Source organism: Paenibacillus dendritiformis, from assembly GCF_021654795.1.
Classification (GTDB): domain Bacteria; phylum Bacillota; class Bacilli; order Paenibacillales; family Paenibacillaceae; genus Paenibacillus_B.
On record NZ_AP025344.1, the window covers coordinates 936,463 to 956,531 of the forward strand.

A 20,069-nucleotide genomic window follows, 5' to 3' on the forward strand; every position below is an offset into this window, starting at 1 on the left:
AGCAACAAAAATATCGCGCGCGAATGCGCGCCCTCTGAAGCGCATCCGGCTGCAGAGGAATTGGGAGGGTATCCGGTTACGATGGAAAAAAGCATGCAGACCGTGGAAGTGAAGTCGATGTTCATCAACGGAGAATGGACCCGGGCGGAGGCCGGCGGCACGCTCCGCGTCATCAATCCGGCAACCGGGGAGGAGGTCGGGACGGTAAGCTATGGCGACGGCACGGACGCCAGAGCCGCCATCGAGTCGGCCCATCAAGCCTTCCCGGGCTGGTCTCGCCTGACCGCCCGCGAGCGCTCGAAATATTTGTACCAATTATATGAATTGGTGCGCAGCCATCGCGATGAACTGGCTGGGATCATCTCGGCCGAGATGGGCAAGCCGCTGCGGGAAGCCAAGGGCGAAGTGCTGGGCGCGGCCGACAACTTCATGTGGTATGCGGAGGAAGCGAAGCGGGTGTACGGCGAGACGATTCCGTCCTCCGTGCCGAACAAGCGGATTATGGTCAGCCGACAGCCGGTCGGCGTCGTGGGGGCGATTACGCCGTGGAACTTCCCGGTCAATATGGTCGCGCGGAAGATCGCGCCCGCGCTGGCCGCGGGGTGCACCGTCGTCTTGAAGCCGGCGGAGAGCACGCCGCTGAGCGCGATTCGGCTGTTCGAGCTGATCGCGCAAGCCGGCTTCCCGGCAGGCGTCGCCAACCTGGTCATCGGCCGGCCGGAGGCCGTCGGCCAGGAATTGCTCGACAATCCGAAGGTGCGCAAGATCGCCTTCACCGGCTCGACGCGCGTCGGCAAGCTGCTGATGGAAGGGGCGGCCAAGCACGTCAAGCGGGTGAGCCTGGAATTGGGCGGGCATGCGCCATTCATCGTGTTCGAGGATGCGGATCTGGATGCGGCGGTGGCGGGCCTGTTCGAGAGCAAGTTCCGCAACTCGGGCCAGATGTGCATCTGCACGAACCGCCTGTATGTGCATGAGTCCGTGGCGGAGGCGTTCAGCGCCAAGCTGGTCGAACGGCTGAGCAAGGCGAAGGTCGGCGACGGCCGCGGCAAAGAGACGGAAATCGGCCCGCTCGTCAATCAACGGGCGCTCGATAAAGTGCTGCGCCATATCCAGGATGCCCGGGACAAAGGCGGGCAGATCGTATTTGGCGGCAAGCGCTTGACGGAGGGCGAGTACGGCAAAGGCTTCTATTGCGAGCCGACCTTGATTGCCGGCGTGACCAAGGAGATGGAGATTGCGGCCGAGGAGACGTTCGGCCCGGTCGTGCCGATGATGACGTTCACGGACGAAGCCGCGGTCATCGAGATGGCGAACGATACGCCATACGGCTTGGCCGCTTATGTGTATACCCGTGACAACAGCCGCTGCTTCCGCCTGGCGGAGGCGCTGGAATACGGCATCGTAGGCATTAACGACGGCGCTCCGACGCAGACGCAGGCCCCGTTCGGCGGCTGGAAGGAGAGCGGGCTCGGCCTGGAGGGCGGACGCTACGGGATGGACGCCTTTTTGGAGACGAAGTTCGTCTCGTTCGGAATGTAGCATAGGATGGTAGGGATTGATTTTGGTGGATAAGGGAGGACATATTCATGGTCAAATTAATAGCCATTTATCGCAAGCCTGAGGATGTCGAAGCGTTTAACGAGCATTATTTCCAGACCCACGCCCCGCTGGCGGCGAAGATGCCGGGCCTCGTGAAGATGGAGGTGGGAACGATTTATGGAACGCCTATGGGCGAGAGCGATCTGCACCTCATTTGCGAGATGTATTTTGAGTCGAAGGAGGCCTTGAAGGCGGCCTTGTCGTCCCCGGAGGGCAAGGCGTCGGGCAAGGATCTGATGGGATTCGCCGGCAAAGTGGTGTCGATGCATATGGCGGAGGTTCACGAGTGAGCCAGCCGACGCGCCGCAACCGGTTTAACGATTTGCTCGGAATCGAGGTCGTGCAGCTTCAGCGGGACGGCTGCGTCATGCAACTGCATATCCGCCCCGATCTCCACAACAGTCTTGAAGGCGTCGTGCACGGCGGCGTGACGAATACGCTGGCCGATGTCGCTATGGGTCATGCGGCTGTGCCCCCGGTCGACGGGGTGCAGCAATGCGTGACCGTGGAGAGCAAAATCAATTATTTGTCCCCGGCCATCGGCGAACTGCTCGTCGCGGAGTCCCGCGTGCTGAAGCGCGGGCGCAATCTGATTGTGACGGATGTGCGGATCACCTGCGACGGGAAGCTCGTGGCCGTCGCCTCCGGAACCTATGCTCGGATCAACCCGGAACGCGTGGAACGGGGCGCGGAACTGCCGGCGGCGGAGCAGGCTAAGGTTGAGGACCAGGCATAAGGCCAAGAGACAGTAGAGTATACCGAGCCGATGGAGCGGCGGGAAGAAGGGGGCAGTACGAATCGATGGAGATGCAGAAGCAGGATTTGGAGGCGGGGCAGCCGTTGGGGCAGTCCGTGAAGCTGGAGCGCCGCGGTCAGGCCGCCATCATTACGCTGAACCGGCCTGGCGAATTGAATGCCTTCAATTATGAGACGCTGATGCGGCTGGGCGGGATCGTCGAGGAGATCCGGCAGGACCGCCAGCGGATTCGGGCCGTCATCGTGACGGGCGCGGGCCGCGCCTTCAGCGCGGGGGCGGACTTGAAGGAGCGGCGTGTGCTGAATGAGGAGCAGGTGCGCCGCAACGTGCGCGCGATCCGTGATGTGTTCGCCGCCGTCGAGGAGCTTCCGCAGCCGACGATCGCGGCGGTGAATGGATACGCGTTCGGCGGCGGTTTCGAATTGATGCTGGCCTGCGACTTCCGCTTTGCGGTCCGGGATGCCCGCATGGGACTTACCGAGGTGAGCCTGGGCATCATTCCCGGGGCGGGCGGAACGCAGCGGCTGCCGCGGCTCATCGGACCGGCGCGGGCGAAGGAGCTCATCCTGACCGCGCGGAAGATTGGCGCCGAAGAGGCCCTTCAATACGGGCTGCTGACCGGAATAGCCGATGATGCGGAGCAGCTTCTCCAGGCGGCGCTCGAATTGGCGAATGAGATTGCCGCCAATGCGCCGCTCGCGGTCTATCAGGCCAAATACGCGATTAACCGGGGCGCCAGCGTTGATCTGCACTCCGGCTTGGAGGTTGAGGCGCAAGCCTACGAGATGATTATCCCGACGAAGGATCGGGCAGAGGCGTTGGCAGCCTTTGCGGACAAACGAAAGCCTGTCTTCCGTGGGGAGTAGGAGGGTAGCGCGTGATATTCAATGTCGAAATGGAAACGATGCCGCGCGATCGGATGCGGGCGCTCCAGTTGGAGAGACTGCGGCAGACGGTCAAGCGCGCATATGACCGGGTGCCTTTTCATCGTGCCGCGCTGGATCGGGCCGGCCTGGCGCCGGAGGACATTCGCAGTCTGGAGGACCTCCGCCGTCTGCCGTTCATGCAGAAATCCGATCTGCGCGATCATTATCCGTTCGGCTTGTTCGCGGCCGAGATGAGCGACATCGTGCGCATCCACGGCTCATCCGGCACGAGGGGCAAGCCGATTGTGGTCGGTTATACGAAGCGGGACATTGAAGCCTGGGCGGACATTGTCGCGCGCGCTATCTGCTGCGCGGGCGGCCGGCCCGGGGATATTTTTCACAATGCGTATGGTTATGGGCTGTTCACGGGCGGACTGGGCCTGCATTACGGCATCGAGCGTCTGGGGGCGGTCGCCGTGCCCGTGTCGGGAGGGAATACGCCCCGGCAGATTACGCTCATTCAGGATTTCAAGCCGCGCGGGCTCTCGGGCACGCCGTCCTATATTTTGAATCTGGTGGAGGAAATGCGCAAGCAGGGCATCGACACGCGGACGACAAGCGTCGAGTACGGCATTTTCGGGGCTGAGCCGTGGTCGGAGGAGATGCGCCGCCATCTGGAGGATGCCCTCGGCATCAAGGCAATCGACATTTATGGCTTGAGCGAGGTGCTCGGGCCCGGGGTCGCGATCGAATGTCAGGAAGCGCAGGATGGTCTGCATATTGCCGAGGATCATTTTTTGGCGGAGGTGGTCGATCGCGATACGGGTGAACCGCTGCCCTATGGTCAGGAGGGCGAGCTGGTGTTCACCTCGTTGACCAAAGAAGCGTTCCCGGTCATCCGGTACCGGACGGGCGACATTGCGTCGCTTCACCCCGGCACATGCCAGTGCGGCCGCACGACGATGCGGATGTCGCGGATTAAGGGAAGAGTGGACGATATGCTCATTATCCGCGGCGTCAACGTCTACCCGACCGAGCTGGAGGCGGTGCTCCTCAACTTCTCCGAGCTTGCTCCCCATTATCAGGTCGTCATTGAGCGGGACAATGCCCTCGACCGCTTCGAGGTGCACTGCGAGGTGACGCCGGAATTCAGGAGACGGGTAGGCGGAGTTCGGGAGAGCCGGGAGGTGGCCGAACTGGTGAAGGAGATCGGCAAGGCAATCAAATGCTCGCTCGGCGTCTCGGTTCTGCTGCATGTGAACGAGCCGAATTCGATCGCGCGCAGCGAAGGCAAAGCCGTCCGCATCGTCGATAACCGCAAGCGGGCGGCAGCCGTTCAAGAAAACGAAGGAGTGGAGGCGGGATGACGAAGCTTGGCAGCTATGTGAACGTATCGGCGGACGGAACGGTGGGCGTGCTTGCCCTGAACCGGCCCGATGTGCTGAATGCCTTGAATCGAGAACTGATGCAGGAGCTCGTGGCGGAGCTGGAGCGGATGGACCGGGACGATGCCGTCAAGGCGATCGTCGTTACGGGAAATGATCAGGCCTTCGCCGCCGGGGCGGATATTAAGGAGATGGCGGATGATTCGGCCGTATCGCTGCTGATGAAGCGGCAGTTCGACGTCTGGGATCGCATCGGCGGCATCGCCAAGCCGATTATCGCCGCCGTAAGCGGGCATGTGCTCGGCGGAGGCTGCGAGCTGATGATGAGCTGCGATCTCGTCGTCGCCTCGGATACGGCGCGATTCGGGCAGCCCGAGATTCGGCTTGGCGTCATGCCTGGCGCCGGCGGGACGCAGCGGCTGACGAGGGCGCTGGGACTCCGCAAGGCGATGGAGCTGCTGCTGACCGGAGACACGATGCCGGCGGATGAGGCTCTGCGCCGCGGGTTGATTAACAAGGTGGCGCCGGTCGAGCTCTATCTGGAGGAGGCGCTGAAGCTGGCGCGCCGGATTGCCGCCCAGCCGCCGCTGGCGGTCCGCCTTATCAAGCAGGCGGTCCGCAAGGCGCAGGATCTTCCGCTGGCCGAAGGGCTTGATTATGAGCGCCAGTGCTTCCATCTGCTGTTCGCGAGCGAGGATCAGAAGGAAGGCATGCGCGCTTTTCAAGAGAAGCGAAGTCCCCAATTCAAGGGCAGATAGGAGGAGACATGGCCGTGTACGAGACGATTCGGTATGAAGTATCGGAGGGCGTTGCCCGGATTACGATGAACCGGCCGGATAAATACAATGCCTTCACCGGGCAGATGATCCGCGAGATGATCGGTGCGTTCCGCCAAGCGGGGAAAGACGCGGCGGTGCGCTGCATCATCCTGACCGGAGCGGGCAAGGCGTTCAACGCGGGACAGGATCTGGGCGATGTGCCGGGAGCAGACGGGCAAGCCGCGGCCGAAAATCACGGGGACATGCTGCGTTCGCGCTACAATCCGCTGATTATGCAGATCCGCGGCACGGAGCTGCCGGTGATCGCGGCCGTGAACGGGGTCGCCGCAGGAGCGGGCATGAGCCTCGCTCTCGCTTGCGACCTGCGCGTGATGTCCGAGCGGGCTTATTTCGTCAGCGCGTTCGTCAATATCGGGCTTGTTCCCGACTCAGGGGGCTGCTACTTCTTGCCCCGTCTCGTCGGCCTGGCCAAGGCGATGGAGATCGCCACGATCCGGGATCGCGTCACGGCGGAAGAGGCGCATCGAATCGGTCTGGTCAATCGCATTTGCTCCGCCGAACGGCTGGACGAGGAAGCGGACGCGCTTGCGGCCAAGCTGGCTCAGCTTCCGACGCGGGCCATCGGGCTGATGAAGCGGACGATGAACCGGGGGCTGGAGACGGATCTCGCGCAGACGCTGGAGCAAGAGGCGTATGCCCAGGAGATCGCCGGGCGCACGGAGGATCACCGGGAAGGCATGCGAGCTTTTCTGGAGAAGCGGCCGCCCGTGTTCAAGGGGGTGTAGCCGATGGAATTCCAAGTTCCCGGGAGCAGCCCCGGCGCGGTCGGCATTGTCGGCGCCGGCACGATGGGAGCGGGCATTGCGCTTGTCTGCGCCCGTCGGGGCCGCCGCGTCTATTTGCAGGATATTAAGCCGGAGGTGCTGGATGCCGCGCAAGCCTATATCGGCTCCATCCTGGCGAAGGATGTCGCGAAGGGAAGGATCTCAGAGGAAGAGAAGCGGAAGACGCATGAGCTCGTCGAGCCGATGCAGGACATGGCAGCGTTAAGGTCGTGCCCGATCGTTATTGAGGCCGTTCCCGAAAAGCTGGAGCTCAAACGATCCGTGTTCGCCCGCTTAACGGAGCTGTGCGGCAGCGATGCGCTGCTGCTGAGCAACACGTCTTCCCTCTCCATTACGGAGCTTGCGGCGGGTCTTCCTCATCCGGAGCGCATCATAGGCTTTCACTTTTTCAACCCTGCGCCAGTTATGCCGCTGGTCGAAGTCATTCGCGGGCACAAGTCGGGTGAAGCTTGCGTCGCCGCCGCGCGCCGGTTCGCGGAAGAGCTGGGCAAGGTGCCCGTGCTGGCGGAGGATTCGCCCGGCTTCATCGTGAATCGCGTCGCCCGTCCCTACTATAATGAAGCGCTGCGCATCATGGGCGATCGGGTGGCCTCTCCGGCGCAGATCGACCGCATTATGAAGCAGGCCGGCGGCTTCAAGATGGGGCCGTTCGAGCTGCAGGACCTGATCGGCCTCGACGTGAATCTGGCGACGACGGAATCGGTCTACGCCCGCTTCTACCACGAGAGCCGCTTCAAGCCGAGCCGGATCCAGCAGCGCATGGTGCAGGCAGGGAGTTTGGGCAGAAAGACAGGGGAGGGATTTTATCCATATGACCAATAACGCGGTTGTGTTGGCTGGAACCAGTCCCTTGCGCGACGGCCTGCATGCGCTGCTGGAACGAAGCGGTTACCGGGTCGTGTCTTTGGCGGAAGCGGAGGAGAGCGGGGAGGGCCTGCCGGTTCGGTATGGCGTGGAACTAACCAATGGCGATATGGCGGAAAAGCGGTCCAACATCATAAGGATGGATCGGCTGTTAGGGCCGGAAATCCCCATCGCGGCCACCTCGCTCGCTCTGGCGGCCACCGAGATTGCGTCATGGGCTGCGCGGCCGGAGCGGATATGCGGCTTCGGCACGTTCGCTCCGATCGAGGAGCGCGGCCTGATCGAAGTGGCTCCTGCCCTGCAGACGTCGAAGGAAGCGCTTCTTGGTCTGGAGGAGCTGTTCCGCACCCTGGGGAAGCAGGCGGAGATCGTGGAGGATGAGGCGGGACTTGTCTTCCCGCGCATTCTCGCCTTGATCGTCAATGAAGCCGCCTTCGCCCTCATGGAAGGGACGGCATCCGCCGCGGATATCGATACGGCCATGAAGCTGGGAACCGGTTACCCTCATGGCCCGCTCGAATGGGCCGACCGTATTGGGCTGGATGACGTGCTGGCGGTCCTGCGCGGGCTGCACCGCGATCTGGGCGAGGAGCGGTATCGTCCGGCGCCGCTGCTGCGCAAGCTGGTGCTGGCAGGGCGGGTCGGCCGGCGCAGCGGCCAAGGCTTCTATTCCTATGAAATTAGGGGGGATCAAGATGGGAACACCCGTAATCATTGATGCGGTGCGGACGCCGATCGGACGCTACGGCGGAGCTCTTAAGGATGTGCGCCCCGACGATCTGGGGGCGCTTGTCATTCGCAGCCTGCTGGAGCGGAATCCGGTTGACCCGGAGCGGGTGGACGGCGTCATCCTCGGCTGCGCGAACCAGGCGGGGGAGGACTGCCGCAATGTGGGGCGAATGTCGCTGCTGCTGGCCGGAATGCCGGTCGAGGTGCCGGGCGTAACGGTGAACCGCTTGTGCGGATCCGGCATGGAAGCCGTCCATCAGAGCGCCTATGCGATTATGGCCGGGGCGGGACACGCTTATATTGCCGGCGGGACGGAGAGCATGACGCGGGCGCCATATGTGATGTTGAAGCCGGAAGCCGCTTTCCAGCGGGGGCATCAGCAGATCTATGACACCACTCTGGGATGGAGGATGACCAATGACAAGCTGGCCGCCCTGTATCCGCCGATCAGCCTGGGGGAGACGGCGGAGAATGTCGCGGAGCAATATGGGATCAGCCGGGAGGCACAGGATGAGTTCGCGCTCTCCAGCCAGCGGAAATATGCCGAAGCCCTGGCGGCGGGAAGATTCGCGGCCGAGCTCGTGCCGGTGGACGTGACCGGGCGCAAGGGCGAGATCGCGCGGTTCGATCAGGATGAGCACCCGCGCCCCGAGACGACGCTGGAGCAGCTGCGGAAGCTGAAGCCGGCCTTCAAGCAAGGGGGAACCGTGACGGCCGGGAACTCGTCAGGCCTGAACGACGGGGCGGCAGCGCTGCTCATGATGGAGCAGGAGACGGCTCATTCGCTTGGACTGCGGCCGCGCGCCCGGGTGATTGCTTCGGCGTCTGCCGGCGTCGATCCGTCCGTGATGGGAATCGGCCCCGTGCCGGCCGCGCGCAAGGTGCTTCAGCAGGCGGGGCTGTCGATCCAGGATATCGATCTGTTCGAGCTGAATGAAGCGTTTGCCGCACAGACGGTTGCCAGCATGCGCGAGTTGAACATCGATCCGGAACGGGTGAACGTGAATGGCGGCGCGATCGCGATCGGCCATCCGCTCGGGTGCAGCGGAGCCCGGATTTTAACTACGCTGCTCTATGAGATGGAGCGCCGGGAAGCCCGTTACGGCCTGGCCGCGATGTGCATCGGCGTCGGGCAAGGCATCGCTACGATTATCGAGCGAGTATGACGGGTCAGAAACTCGAAAACGCGAATGGACACGGCTGATTGGTAGCCAGGCGAGGAGGAATCGACATGAAGCCAGGATTGATTCCGGGCGCCGAAATTTCTTTTGTCGTGACCGTCACCCCGGATATGTACCCTGCCTTTGACGGTATCGTCATTCACGAAGTGATGTCTACCGTCTCGATGATCTACTATATGGAAAAGGCAGGCCGCGAGATGATTGTTCCTTTTTTGGAAGAAGAGGAGGAAGGATCGGGGTTCGCTCTCGATATTAAGCATGTGGGGCCGGCCGTCGCCGGGCAGGAGGTGACGTTCCGCGCCGTCTGCACCGAGGCGGGCCCGAAGCGCATCATCTGCGATGTGACAGCCGAGACGAAGTTCAATCTGGTCGGGACGGGATCGTTCACGCAGGCGATCTTCGACAAAAGAACGATGGCGGACCGGTTCGCGGCCCTGCGCCGCAAGGTGGAAGAAGAGCAGAAGGTGACCTGACGGCATAAGCGGCGGTTCCTCCACTCCGGCGGTGTCCCCCATTTTGCTTGAGCTATGGGGGGGCAAGTGATACAATTTGACAAAGATGCAACATTTGGCAATCATACGAACGACTAGGAGTGGTGAACATGAGGCCGCAATCCATGCTGTTTACCATATACGGCGAGTATGTACGTCATTATGGCAGTGAAATCTGGGTCGGGAGCCTGACCGGCCTGATGGGAGAATTCGGATTGACCGAACAGGCCGTACGGGCCGCCATCTCGCGTATGCTGCGCCAAGGTTGGCTGGAGTCGCGCAAAGTGGGGAACCGCAGCTATTATTCCATGTCCCCGCGCGGCAAGCGGCGCTTGAACGAGGCGGCGGCCCGCATCTATAAGCAGGAGACGGATACATGGGACGGCAAGTGGTGCATTGCCAGCTACAACATTCCCGAGAGAGAGCGGGGCATACGGGATCAGCTTCGCAAGGAGCTGGCATGGCTCGGCTTCGGCATGCTGACGACAAGCACCTGGATTAGCCCGAATGATCTGACCGACAAGGTGAGAGACATCGTGGAATCTCGCGGGATTTCCGGGTACGTGGAGATTTTCAGGGCGGATCATGTCGCTTGGAGCGAGCCTGGACAACTGGTGCAGAAGTGCTGGAACATCGATGAGATCAATAGGGCTTACGCCGAGTTCATTGAGGCGTACCGTCCGAGCTATGAGAGATTGCTGGCGGCGGCGGAGCAGGGGGAGGCCGTGCCCGACGGCTATTGCTTCGTGGAGAAGACCAAGCTGGTCCATCGGTACCGGAAGTTCCTGTTCATCGATCCCGACTTCCCCGAAGAGCTGCTGCCGGATGTATGGCTGGGCAAGGAAGCGGATCAGTTATTCCAGAACTACTACGATTTGCTGCATCCGGGCGCCAGCCGTTTTTTTGAGCAAGCCTATGAACCTTCGCCCGATGCGCTTTCGGTTCGCGATAGGGAGCATGCATGAATGAGGCGCTAAAGGGGATATGACCGAATTACAGCCATGCCCCCTCCCGGACTTCCGTTTTTGCCGGCCTTTTGCGGCATATTTGCTTCCATGCTTTAACGTGGGGTCGCATTAGTACCGGATATTTTTATGAAGGCTTTGGCTAACCATGGCAGGCATACGCCAGGATATCCGACCGAATGCACTCTTTCTCATTATTGATATGAGATATTGCGTGTTCTAACTGTCTCCAAAGTTACCCATCACGACGAACGGCTGATTCGCTGCCTGATTGATTCTATCGGGAGATACGTATAAAAGTATCTTCTTAGCACACTTGTCCGTGATATACTAAGAAGTATGGTGCCGAAGCATGCCAAAGTTGGCCGAGACATTCGGACGCCCGGCCACTTCGGTGCGAATGTGAAGTGCACATGAAATCCCCGGGAGATTCGCACCATATTTATTGAAATATTATCCATAATAGTTAATTTATTTTGGTTTATTGAAGCTAAACTGATTTGTTTTCTTGAAGTTTTTAACCATGAAACGATTGTTTTGGTATGTTTTGTGCTCTTTTTCGCTGTCGCATCCTATGTGGATGCGTGGATTGAAATTGTGTCAATATCCCGCAGACGAAACAAGAAATTGTCGCATCCTATGTGGATGCGTGGATTGAAATTGTGGATTCTTGATGAGAAAATTCTATTTCAGGTGTCGCATCCTATGTGGATGCGTGGATTGAAATTGGGGTAGGAGTCTCTGGTGGTTGGGCTCGTATGCCGTCGCATCCTATGTGGATGCGTGGATTGAAATCGCATATTCAAAGGCACGTTGACCACATTCGGAGGTCGCATCCTATGTGGATGCGTGGATTGAAATGAATTAGGCACGTTACAGGCCATCCTAGACGCTTGTCGCATCCTATGTGGATGCGTGGATTGAAATTAACGCTCCAGGATCTTGTATGCCGGAGCAACAGCGTCGCATCCTATGTGGATGCGTGGATTGAAATACCGTATACATCAAGAAGTTAACCAATCATGGAGTCTGGTCGCATCCTATGTGGATGCGTGGATTGAAATCGTCCGCAGGATATGCCAATGATTAAACTGCCTAGTCGCATCCTATGTGGATGCGTGGATTGAAATATCGATGCGTTCCCATTCGTCCGCTGGCATAGTTGTCGCATCCTATGTGGATGCGTGGATTGAAATGCTTATCCCGATTTGCTTCCGGCTCCTCGGTTTGAGTCGCATCCTATGTGGATGCGTGGATTGAAATGTTTAGTTACCAAGGCTTAAGCGGAGAACGTTTGTCGCATCCTATGTGGATGCGTGGATTGAAATGTCGAACCGTGTCGGAGGTCGAGGAGTTGCGCCGTCGCATCCTATGTGGATGCGTGGATTGAAATCTCGAACACTTGCCGGAGGATGCCGAGATTACCGGTCGCATCCTACGCGGATGCGTGAATGGAAAAGGCATTAAAAAAGGCACGGGTGCCGAGAATGACCTACCTGCATCCTCGGCCAACTTATTTTTTTGATGCGTTCCCTCAAGACTCATACACATTCATTCTCGATATGCAGACGCCGATGTGAATCACAGCAGTACAGACATGCCTTATCGCCAGGAACAATCAAAAGGGGCATTCCAGCCGCATCGTGCCGGCGGGAATGCCCCTTTCCTATTATATACTACGCCTGCAGCGCCTGCTTGAACTGCTCGGTCAGAAGCGGCACGACCTCGAACAGATCGCCGACGATGCCATAGTCGGCAATCTGGAAGATCGGCGCTTCCGGATCCTTGTTAATCGCGATGATGACGCGCGATTGGCTCATGCCGGCCACATGCTGGATCGCGCCGCTGATGCCGCAGGCGATGTACAGCTCCGGCGTGACGACCTTGCCGGTCTGGCCGATTTGCAGGGCATAGTCGCAATAGCCCGCATCGCATGCCCCGCGGGAAGCGCCGACGGCACCGCCCAGCACCTCGGCCAGCTCCTCCAGCGGCTTGAAGCCTTCCGCGCTGCGGACGCCCCGGCCGCCGGAGACAATAATTTTCGCTTCGCTCAAATCCATCTTGCCGGCCGTATTCTGCACCACCTCGCGAATGACGGCGGCCAGCGGCGGCTCGGGGTACGCGATCGCCGATACCGGGGCGGTCCGGCCCGCTTCGGCTGACGGCGGCTGAATATTGTTCGGGCGGATGGTGACAATCCATGGTCCCGCCAGGAATTTTTTCTTCTCCATCGCTTTGCCTGCATACAGAGGGCGAGTGTATAACAGCTCGCCGCTGCCGTCCGCTTCAATGGCGATGACATCGGAGATCTGTCCCGCGCCTAATGCGGCGGCCAATTGCGGAGCCAAATCTTTGCCCTGCGCGGTATGGCCGAAGAATACGCCATCCGGCTTCGCTTCCTGCACGACGGCCTGCAGCGCCGCAAAATAAGCTTCCGGATGATAATGAATAAGAGCGGAATGCTCTACGGTATAAATATGATCCGCGCCATAGGGGGCCAGATCGGCTGCATGACGGGCAGCGTCCGCCCCTATCACGGCTGCGGTCACGGTACCGCCATCGCCTGCGGCCATGCGGGCCGCGCTGATCGCTTCATAGGATACCTGCCGGAGAACGCCGCCTTTCGTCTCGGCTACGACAAGAATCGTTTTGGACATAGTATATCCGCCTCCTCGGGAATATGGGTCTTTAAGAGGTGGTTCAAAAAGTCCATTTTTGATATCACGAAGTGATTCAAGAAGTAAACTCAGCATCGAATCTCGCATTCCGTCTCGACAAGTGATTGCTTTTTCGAAGCATGTTTCCTGCGGAAACATTTGAGCTGCTCCTGCAGTCTCGCCTACACGGCGCTGCTCCTTACCAGTTTTGGCCAGCAAAACTGGCTTCGGAAGCATTGGTTTCGAGTTCAAGCAACCTTCCCGATGCTGAAAAATGTACTTTTTGAACATGAACTTCTAACGGCAACCTGGCGGAAGACGCCGGTCTATACGACCTTGGCTTCCGTGCGCAGGAGCCGGAACAGCTCCTGCGCCTGCGCTGCCGGCTCGCCGGAGATCAGCTTGCCCGCCTGCCGCTGCGGAGGCAGGAACAGCTCCGCCTGCGCCGTACGCGCCTCGGCGGTGATGCTGAAATCGTCCAGCGTCATCTCGCGAAGCGGCTTTTTCTTCGCCTTCATAATGCCCTGCAGCGAAGGGTAGCGCGGCTCGTTCAGCCCTTGCTGGGCCGTGAAGAGCGCCGGAAGCGGGAGCTCCACGACCTCGGTGTCTCCTTCGGCATCCCGGGAGCAGACGGCGCGCCCGTCGGCGATCTCCAGCTTCGTAATGGCTGACACGTGCGGAATGCCGAGCAGCTTCGCCAGCCGGACAGCCACTTGGCCTGCGCCGTTATCGACCGAGAAGTTGCCTCCGAGCACGAGGTCGGCGGATTCCGTCCCGACGAAGGCGGCCAATGCTTGCGCGACGGCATGTTCATCCGTGCCGATGCGCTCGTCATTGATCAAGACCGCTTCGTCGGCGCCCATGGCGAGCGCGGTGCGCAGCGCCTCGGTTGCCCGGTCGGGTCCCACGGAGACGACGGTGATTTTGCCCCCCTGCTCATCGCGGATGCGAATCGCTTCCTCGACCGCATACTCGTCATAGGGGTTAAGCACGAATTTGACATCGTCGTCCATGACTTTGCCGTTTTCGATGACGATCTTTTCCTCCGTATCGAAGGTCTGCTTGACTAATACGATGATATTCATCGTTCATTGCCCCTTTCGCTTGATTACCATGCAGGAAAGTGGAAAGTGCAATTCTGGATGAAGGGATGCAGCGCGCGTGGTATTTTCCCCATGGCGGATAATTATAAGTATTGATTTGATGGTGCAAAAAGTTCAAAAAATGCGTCCTTCAGGCCGAAAAGGCTGAAAACCGGACTTTTGGAAAACCTCTAAACAACTTAGGCCTCCAGTCCTTTGAGGAAGAAGCCTACCGTACCATCCAACTGGCCGATGAGCGAATATTTCTGCCCGGAGATGAGCCAGGACGTCACGACTTCGTCCATGGAGCCGAAGATAAGCAGGCGGGTAAGCTTGACGTCGAGATCGGCGCGGAACACTTTCTCTTCGATGCCTTGCACGATGATTTTTTCAATGAGCACAATGTATGGCTTAATGATCTTTCCGATTTCTTTGCGGAGCTCGAGCGAGCTTTGTCTCAGCTCGATTTGGGTGACGAAGGCGAGGTCCGGGTTATTCCCCAGCTCGGTAAAATGAATTTCGCACACTTTGCGCAGCGCTTCCTTCGCTCCGGTCGTTTCTTCGAGACTCGCGTGAAACTTGCCGATCAGCTCGCCAAGCTTCTCGCGGAACAAAGAAATAAGGATATCCTCCTTTCGCTTGAAATAAAGATAGATCGTACCGTCAGCGACTCCGGCCGTTTTCGCAATCCTGGAAACTTGCGAACGGTGAAATCCGTGTTCGGCGAATACTTTGACCGCGGCTTCGAGGATTTGGGAATATTTTTCTTTTTTCTGACTTGCCATGGAATCACCTCGGTGCTAAAATGTGAATCACGAATGAATGAACGCTCATTCATTTTCTGCTGATATCATAAAATAGAACCGGATCCTTGTCAATCATTGGATCGGGAGACGGGGGTTCGCCCAGCGGAGGAGCGGCGGTATGAACGCTGTGAAAGCGCTTGCCGCAATGAGCTCATTCATTTGCAAAAGGGGAAAGGAGATGGTTCCGATGCCGGGAGCGATCGTGCAGCTCGTCCTGTTTTTGGCCGTCACGGGACTCGGCGTCTACGCGTTCGCCAGAGCGGTCATTCACCGGTATATGTATGTGAAGCTGGGGCAGCCGGTGGAATGGGGCGGGCGCGCGAAGCGCAATTTGCGCGACTTTGCGGTTCAAGTGTTCGGTCAGACGAAGCTGCTCAAGGACAAGAAGAGCGGTCTGATGCACATTGTCATTTTTTATGGGTTCATCATTTTGCAAGTCGGTGCGCTGGATATTATCTATAAAGGATTGTCCGGCCGCCCGCTTCCGATTCCTGGCTATGAGGCCTTCGTGCTGCTGCAGGAAGCGACGGTGACGCTGGTGCTCGTCGCCATGGGGTATGCCGCTTACCGCCGGTACGGCGAGAAGCTGGGGCGGTTGAAGCGCGGATGGAAGCCGTCCATCGTCGTCTTCTTCATTTTCTCGCTGATGCTGTCGGTCTTGCTGACGATGTCGTTCGAGCGTCTTCTGGAAGGGAAGGACTTCTCGCCCTACGCGCCGATTGCGTCTCTCATCGCGATGCCGCTGGCCGGCATGACCCAGACCGCTGCAGAGGTGCTGTACCTGGTATGCTGGTGGGCGCATCTGCTTATCTTGCTGGCATTTCTCGTTTATGTGCCGCAGAGCAAGCATTTTCATCTGTTATCGGCGCCGGTCAACCTGCTGCTGCGCCGCACGGATCCCGTCGGCCGCTTGCGTAAGCTCGATCTGGAGGATGAAGAAGCGGAATCATTCGGCGTCGGCAAAGTGGAGGACTTCACTCAAAAGCAGCTGCTCGACTTGTACGCTTGTGTGGAATGCGGGCGCTGCACCAACGTCTGCCCGGCGGCGGGCACGGGCAAATGGCTGTCGCCCATGCACATGATCGTCAAGCTGCGCGATCATTTGACTGAGAAGGGAGCGGCTGTCACCTCGCGATCGCCCTGGATTCCGTCCTTCGTCTTCTCGTCGGGCGGCACGCACGGCATCCGGGCGGACGGAGCGGATCTCGGCGAGTGGCAAGGGAAGGGCATGACCGACATCGGGCCGACGATGCGGGCGCAAGCCGCGGCGTGGCAGACGGCGGCAGATCGCGCTCCGGGGGAGATGGAGCTGATCGGCGACATCATGTCGGAAGCCGAGATCTGGGCCTGCACGACATGCCGCAACTGCGAAGACCAATGCCCTGTCGGCAACGAGCACGTCGACAAAATCGTCGATATGCGCCGCTATCTCGTGCTGACGCAGGGAAGCATGCCGCATGACGGACAGCGGGCGCTGCAAAATATCGAGCGCCAGGGCAATCCGTGGGGCATTAGCCGCAGCGACCGGGCCAAATGGGTCCGTGAGGTCGATCCCGAAGGCATGCTGCATGTGCCGACCGTGAAGGAGAACCCGGAATTCGACATCCTGCTGTTCGTCGGCTCGATGGGCTCGTACGACAACCGCAGCCGCAAGGTGACGCGCTCGCTCGTACGGCTGATGAACGAGGCCGGCGTGAACTTCGCCATTCTCGGCAATGAGGAGAAGAACTCGGGCGATACCCCGCGGCGGATGGGCAATGAATTTTTGTTCCAGCAGTTGTGCGAGGAAAATATCGCCACGTTCCGGAAATACAACGTGCGTAAGATCGTTACGGCCTGTCCGCATACCTACAACACGTTAAAAAATGAATATCCCGAATTCGGCCTGGAGGCCGAGGTTCTTCATCATAGCGAGCTGCTTGACGAGCTGGTCCGGACCGGGAAGCTCGTTCCGCGCCATAAGGTGGAGGAGCGCATCACGTATCACGATTCCTGTTATCTGGGCCGCTACAACGGCGTCTACGAACAGCCGCGCAACGTGCTGCGGGCCATCAAGGGAGTCACGCTGCTGGAGATGGAGCGCAGCCGCGAGAACGGCATGTGCTGCGGGGCCGGCGGCGGGATGATGTGGATGGAGGAGACGGCGGGCAAGCGCGTCAACCTGGCCCGCACGGAGCAGGCGCTGGCCGCGAAGCCGACCGTCATTTCCTCGGCTTGCCCGTACTGCCTGACGATGATGGAAGACGGCACGAAGCTGCTGGAGGCGGATGAAGCGGTGCAGACGCGCGACATCGCCGAAATTTTGGAGCTGGCCGTGTTCGGTTCCGTGAAATCGGACGACAGGCAGCCGGTTTCCGTCTAAAGGGATAACCCAATGCATCTTTTTTTCAAGGAAAGTCATTGAAAGCTAGCAAGCAACCTCTTCTTATGTAATCGCAAAAAACAACCTCTAAGATGCATCACCGCAATGATTATCGCCAACCAAGACCTACCCAATATAACCATTCATCTATGCGTCAACATCAAGCATACCCAAGTACCTGCTTCAGCAGGGGCATCCAGAGCAAGCCAACCGCATATATAACGTTGTTCTCATCATGTGAAAACAGACCATTTCATTTGGGAGGGATCTCGCATATGGTTCAACCGATTCAACGAGCCGCTGTCATCGGCTCCGGCGTCATGGGAGCGGCCATCGCCGCCCACTTGGCAGGCACGGGCATTCATTGTCTTCTGCTTGACCTCGTGCCGGGCCAGCTCACCGAAGCAGAAGCGAAGAAGGGACTCACGCTCGAGCATCCCGCCGTGCGCAACCGCCTGGCCGTTGACGCCATCGCGCGCTTGAAGAAGACGAAGCCGGCGCCGCTGTACAGCGAGGCATTTGCAGCGCGGATTACGCCGGGCAATCTGGAGGACGACCTGCCGAAGCTGGCCGGCGTCGATTGGATTATCGAGGTCGTCGTCGAACGGCTCGATGTCAAGCGCGAGCTGCTCGGACGCATCGAAAAAGTCTGGAAGCCGGGCACCATCGTGTCCTCCAACACCTCGGGCATCTCCATCAATGAGATGGTTGCCTCCTGCGGCCCGGAATTCAAGCGGCATTTCTTAGGCACTCATTTCTTCAATCCGCCGCGTTATATGAAGCTGCTGGAGATTATTCCGGGCGAGACGACCGATCCGGAGATCGTGTCCTACATGCACGGGTTCTGCGAGCGCCGGCTGGGCAAAGGCGTCGTCGTGGCCAAAGACACGCCGAACTTCATTGCGAACCGCATCGGCACCTACGGCCTGCTCGTGACGCTGCGCAACATGCTGGAACTCGGGTACACCGTGGAAGAAGTCGATGCCGTCACCGGGCCGGCCTTGGGGCGGCCGAAGAGCGCCACCTTCCGCACGCTCGATCTGGTCGGGCTCGACACGTTCGTGCATGTGGCGGCCAATGTGCATGGACAGACGGCGGCGACGGCGGAGAAGGACGTGTTCAGCGCTCCTGACGTGCTGGGCCGCATGGTGGATCGGGGCTGGATTGGCGAGAAGCAGGGCCAAGGCTTCTATAAGAAAGTGAAGACGGAATCCGGCACGCAAATCCAGGCGCTCCGCTTCGACACGATGGAGTACGAGCCGGTGCGCAAAGTCTCTTCCGCTTCGCTCGAAGCGGCCAAGGCCGTCAAGGGAGCCGGCAACAAAATCAAAGCCCTGCTCGGCACGAAGGATCGGTACTCCGAGCTGGCCTGGAATACGCTCAAGCCGGTGCTGCTCTATTCGGCGCACAAGCTGGGCGAAATCGCCGATTCGATCGCCGACATCGACAACGCGATGAAATGGGGCTTCAACTGGGAGCTCGGCCCGTTCGAGGTATGGGACGCGATTGGCCTGGTTAAGGCCGCCGAGCGGATGGAGGCCGAGGGCGACGTGCTGCCGGACTGGGTCCGCGCCTGGATTGACGCGGGGAATACCAGCTTCTACGAGCAGCGGAACGACCGGCGATTCTACGCCCATGGCGGGGCGTGGAGCGAGCTGGCGACGCCGGCGGAGCATATCTCGCTGCGGCGGCTCAAGCAGCAGAACAAGGTCGTGCTGTCCAACCCGGGCGCGAGCTTGATCGACATCGGCGACGGGGTCGCATGCCTGGAATTCCACTCGCCGAACAACGCCATCGGGGCGGATATCCTGACGATGATTCAGCAGAGCGTGGAGGAAGTGCGCCGGAACTACCGCGGGCTCGTCATCGCGAACGAGGGGCGCCACTTCTGCGTCGGCGCGAATGTGATGCTGCTTCTCATGGAGGCCCAGGAAGAGGAATGGGATGAGATTGATCTCATCATCCGCCAGTTCCAGAATACGATGCTGACGCTGAAAAGGCTGGAAAAGCCGGTCGTGGCGGCGCCGCATCAGATGACGCTCGGCGGAGGCGTGGAAGCGTGCCTGCCGGCCGACAAAATCATTTTCTCGGCGGAGACGTACTTCGGTCTCGTCGAGACGGGGGTCGGCCTCATTCCGGCGGGCGGAGGCTGCAAGGAGATGGCGCTGCGCTCCAGCCGGATGGCGGGCAGCACGGACGCGGACCTGCAGGCGTTCGTGAACAGCTATTTCGAGACGATCGCGATGGCGAAGGTCTCGACCAGCGGCCATGACACGAAGCGGCTCGGGTATATGGGACCGCGCGATTCGGTCATCATCAATCCGGACCGCCGCGTCTATGAGGCGAAGATGGCGGTGCTGGAGATGGATCGCGCCGGATACGAGCCGATCGAAGAGGAGCGCATCCGCGTCGTCGGCGAACCGGGCAAGGCGGTGATGCAGCTTGGCGCCTATACGATGCAGCTTGGCAACTACATCTCGGATCATGATCGGCTGATCGCCAACAAGCTGGCCCATGTGCTGGCGGGGGGAAATGTGCCGGCGAACAGCCTGGTCAGCGAGCAGTACATGCTCGATCTGGAGCGCGAAGCCTTCCTGAGCCTGTGCGGCGAGCCGAAGACGCAGGCGCGCATGCAGCATATGCTCGCCAAGGGCAAGCCGCTTCGTAATTAATGTCCTTCCACACTATGAAATGAGGG

At 59.7% G+C, this 20,069-nt stretch carries 17 protein-coding genes and 1 CRISPR repeat array; of the genes, 14 read left to right on the forward strand and 3 right to left on the reverse strand.

Annotated features, from left to right (window positions below; all coding sequences use genetic code 11):
• Positions 1-81 precede the first annotated feature (81 nt).
• The 12 genes from L6439_RS04080 to paaX all read left to right on the forward strand — a co-directional run bounded on the left by L6439_RS04080 (position 82) and on the right by paaX (position 10,464).
• Positions 82-1,542, forward strand: a complete 1,461-nt coding sequence (locus L6439_RS04080; RefSeq protein ID WP_172878979.1) for an NAD-dependent succinate-semialdehyde dehydrogenase — start codon at positions 82-84, stop codon at positions 1,540-1,542.
• 47 nt (positions 1,543-1,589) lie between these two features.
• Positions 1,590-1,892 carry an EthD family reductase gene (locus L6439_RS04085; RefSeq protein ID WP_087443198.1) on the forward strand — a complete coding sequence of 101 codons (303 nt, stop codon included), beginning with the start codon at positions 1,590-1,592 and terminating at the stop codon, positions 1,890-1,892.
• Entirely contained in the window at positions 1,889-2,338 is a 450-nt protein-coding gene (locus L6439_RS04090) for a PaaI family thioesterase (protein ID WP_213470525.1), read from the forward strand. Before L6439_RS04085 ends, L6439_RS04090 begins: the two co-directional genes overlap by 4 nt.
• A 65-nt stretch (positions 2,339-2,403) precedes the next feature.
• The gene (locus L6439_RS04095) at positions 2,404-3,225 is read left to right on the forward strand and encodes an enoyl-CoA hydratase-related protein (RefSeq protein ID WP_237096735.1); all 822 of its coding nucleotides are present in this window, start codon (positions 2,404-2,406) and stop codon (positions 3,223-3,225) included.
• A gap of 11 nt (positions 3,226-3,236) precedes the next feature.
• On the forward strand, positions 3,237-4,592 hold the full coding sequence (locus tag L6439_RS04100; protein WP_213470527.1) for a phenylacetate--CoA ligase family protein: 1,356 nt from the start codon (positions 3,237-3,239) through the stop codon (positions 4,590-4,592).
• Positions 4,589-5,368 carry an enoyl-CoA hydratase-related protein gene (locus L6439_RS04105; RefSeq protein WP_168182507.1) on the forward strand — a complete coding sequence of 260 codons (780 nt, stop codon included), beginning with the start codon at positions 4,589-4,591 and terminating at the stop codon, positions 5,366-5,368. Before L6439_RS04100 ends, L6439_RS04105 begins: the two co-directional genes overlap by 4 nt.
• 14 nt (positions 5,369-5,382) lie before the next feature.
• Complete coding sequence (locus tag L6439_RS04110; RefSeq protein ID WP_168182508.1) at positions 5,383-6,174, forward strand: enoyl-CoA hydratase-related protein; 792 nt, start codon at positions 5,383-5,385, stop codon at positions 6,172-6,174.
• A gap of 3 nt (positions 6,175-6,177) precedes the next feature.
• Positions 6,178-7,056 carry a 3-hydroxyacyl-CoA dehydrogenase family protein gene (locus L6439_RS04115; RefSeq protein ID WP_213470530.1) on the forward strand — a complete coding sequence of 293 codons (879 nt, stop codon included), beginning with the start codon at positions 6,178-6,180 and terminating at the stop codon, positions 7,054-7,056.
• The gene (locus L6439_RS04120; protein WP_172878978.1) at positions 7,046-7,816 is read left to right on the forward strand and encodes a 3-hydroxyacyl-CoA dehydrogenase family protein; all 771 of its coding nucleotides are present in this window, start codon (positions 7,046-7,048) and stop codon (positions 7,814-7,816) included. The genes L6439_RS04115 and L6439_RS04120 overlap by 11 nt, the downstream gene beginning before the upstream one ends.
• Positions 7,794-8,993 carry a thiolase family protein gene (locus L6439_RS04125; RefSeq protein WP_213470532.1) on the forward strand — a complete coding sequence of 400 codons (1,200 nt, stop codon included), beginning with the start codon at positions 7,794-7,796 and terminating at the stop codon, positions 8,991-8,993. The genes L6439_RS04120 and L6439_RS04125 overlap by 23 nt, the downstream gene beginning before the upstream one ends.
• 65 nt (positions 8,994-9,058) lie before the next feature.
• Positions 9,059-9,481 carry a thioesterase family protein gene (locus L6439_RS04130; protein WP_168182511.1) on the forward strand — a complete coding sequence of 141 codons (423 nt, stop codon included), beginning with the start codon at positions 9,059-9,061 and terminating at the stop codon, positions 9,479-9,481.
• A 128-nt stretch (positions 9,482-9,609) separates the two neighbouring features.
• Complete coding sequence (gene paaX / locus L6439_RS04135) at positions 9,610-10,464, forward strand: phenylacetic acid degradation operon negative regulatory protein PaaX (protein WP_213470534.1); 855 nt, start codon at positions 9,610-9,612, stop codon at positions 10,462-10,464.
• 564 nt (positions 10,465-11,028) lie between these two features.
• A CRISPR array of direct repeats spans positions 11,029-11,923; the repeat unit is 32 nt; unit sequence GTCGCATCCTATGTGGATGCGTGGATTGAAAT.
• Between the two features lie 217 nt (positions 11,924-12,140).
• Here the strand turns inward: paaX and L6439_RS04140 are convergent.
• The 3 genes from L6439_RS04140 to L6439_RS04150 all read right to left on the reverse strand — a co-directional run bounded on the left by L6439_RS04140 (position 12,141) and on the right by L6439_RS04150 (position 14,988).
• Positions 12,141-13,121: an electron transfer flavoprotein subunit alpha/FixB family protein gene (locus tag L6439_RS04140; RefSeq protein WP_213470536.1), complete on the reverse strand. Its 981-nt coding sequence runs from the start codon at positions 13,119-13,121 to the stop codon at positions 12,141-12,143.
• A 326-nt stretch (positions 13,122-13,447) separates the two neighbouring features.
• Complete coding sequence (locus tag L6439_RS04145; RefSeq protein WP_168178268.1) at positions 13,448-14,206, reverse strand: electron transfer flavoprotein subunit beta/FixA family protein; 759 nt, start codon at positions 14,204-14,206, stop codon at positions 13,448-13,450.
• A gap of 197 nt (positions 14,207-14,403) precedes the next feature.
• Positions 14,404-14,988: a fatty acid metabolism transcriptional regulator FadR gene (locus L6439_RS04150; protein ID WP_168178267.1), complete on the reverse strand. Its 585-nt coding sequence runs from the start codon at positions 14,986-14,988 to the stop codon at positions 14,404-14,406.
• Positions 14,989-15,196: 208 nt separating this feature from the next.
• Between L6439_RS04150 and L6439_RS04155 the strand changes: the two genes are divergently transcribed.
• The gene (locus L6439_RS04155) at positions 15,197-17,371 is read left to right on the forward strand and encodes a (Fe-S)-binding protein (RefSeq protein ID WP_213470547.1); all 2,175 of its coding nucleotides are present in this window, start codon (positions 15,197-15,199) and stop codon (positions 17,369-17,371) included.
• 275 nt (positions 17,372-17,646) lie between these two features.
• Positions 17,647-20,043 (forward strand): 3-hydroxyacyl-CoA dehydrogenase/enoyl-CoA hydratase family protein, encoded by a 2,397-nt coding sequence (locus tag L6439_RS04160; RefSeq protein WP_213470538.1) that lies wholly within the window; start codon positions 17,647-17,649, stop codon positions 20,041-20,043.
• The last annotated feature ends 26 nt before the right edge of the window (positions 20,044-20,069 follow it).

What these genes read in the sequence shown, in the direction of transcription:
- L6439_RS04080 (WP_172878979.1), top strand. Translation starts at nt 82, where the DNA reads ATGGAAAAAAGCATGCAGACCGTGGAAGTGAAGTCGATGTTCATCAAC.
- L6439_RS04085 (WP_087443198.1), top strand. Translation starts at nt 1,590, where the DNA reads ATGGTCAAATTAATAGCCATTTATCGCAAGCCTGAGGATGTCGAAGCG.
- L6439_RS04095 (WP_237096735.1), top strand. Translation starts at nt 2,404, where the DNA reads ATGGAGATGCAGAAGCAGGATTTGGAGGCGGGGCAGCCGTTGGGGCAG.
- L6439_RS04105 (WP_168182507.1), top strand. Translation starts at nt 4,589, where the DNA reads ATGACGAAGCTTGGCAGCTATGTGAACGTATCGGCGGACGGAACGGTG.
- L6439_RS04115 (WP_213470530.1), top strand. Translation starts at nt 6,178, where the DNA reads ATGGAATTCCAAGTTCCCGGGAGCAGCCCCGGCGCGGTCGGCATTGTC.
- L6439_RS04120 (WP_172878978.1), top strand. Translation starts at nt 7,046, where the DNA reads ATGACCAATAACGCGGTTGTGTTGGCTGGAACCAGTCCCTTGCGCGAC.
- L6439_RS04125 (WP_213470532.1), top strand. Translation starts at nt 7,794, where the DNA reads ATGGGAACACCCGTAATCATTGATGCGGTGCGGACGCCGATCGGACGC.
- L6439_RS04130 (WP_168182511.1), top strand. Translation starts at nt 9,059, where the DNA reads ATGAAGCCAGGATTGATTCCGGGCGCCGAAATTTCTTTTGTCGTGACC.
- paaX (WP_213470534.1), top strand. Translation starts at nt 9,610, where the DNA reads ATGAGGCCGCAATCCATGCTGTTTACCATATACGGCGAGTATGTACGT.
- L6439_RS04140 (WP_213470536.1), bottom strand. Translation starts at nt 13,121, where the DNA reads ATGTCCAAAACGATTCTTGTCGTAGCCGAGACGAAAGGCGGCGTTCTC.
- L6439_RS04145 (WP_168178268.1), bottom strand. Translation starts at nt 14,206, where the DNA reads ATGAATATCATCGTATTAGTCAAGCAGACCTTCGATACGGAGGAAAAG.
- L6439_RS04150 (WP_168178267.1), bottom strand. Translation starts at nt 14,988, where the DNA reads ATGGCAAGTCAGAAAAAAGAAAAATATTCCCAAATCCTCGAAGCCGCG.
- L6439_RS04155 (WP_213470547.1), top strand. Translation starts at nt 15,197, where the DNA reads ATGCCGGGAGCGATCGTGCAGCTCGTCCTGTTTTTGGCCGTCACGGGA.
- L6439_RS04160 (WP_213470538.1), top strand. Translation starts at nt 17,647, where the DNA reads ATGGTTCAACCGATTCAACGAGCCGCTGTCATCGGCTCCGGCGTCATG.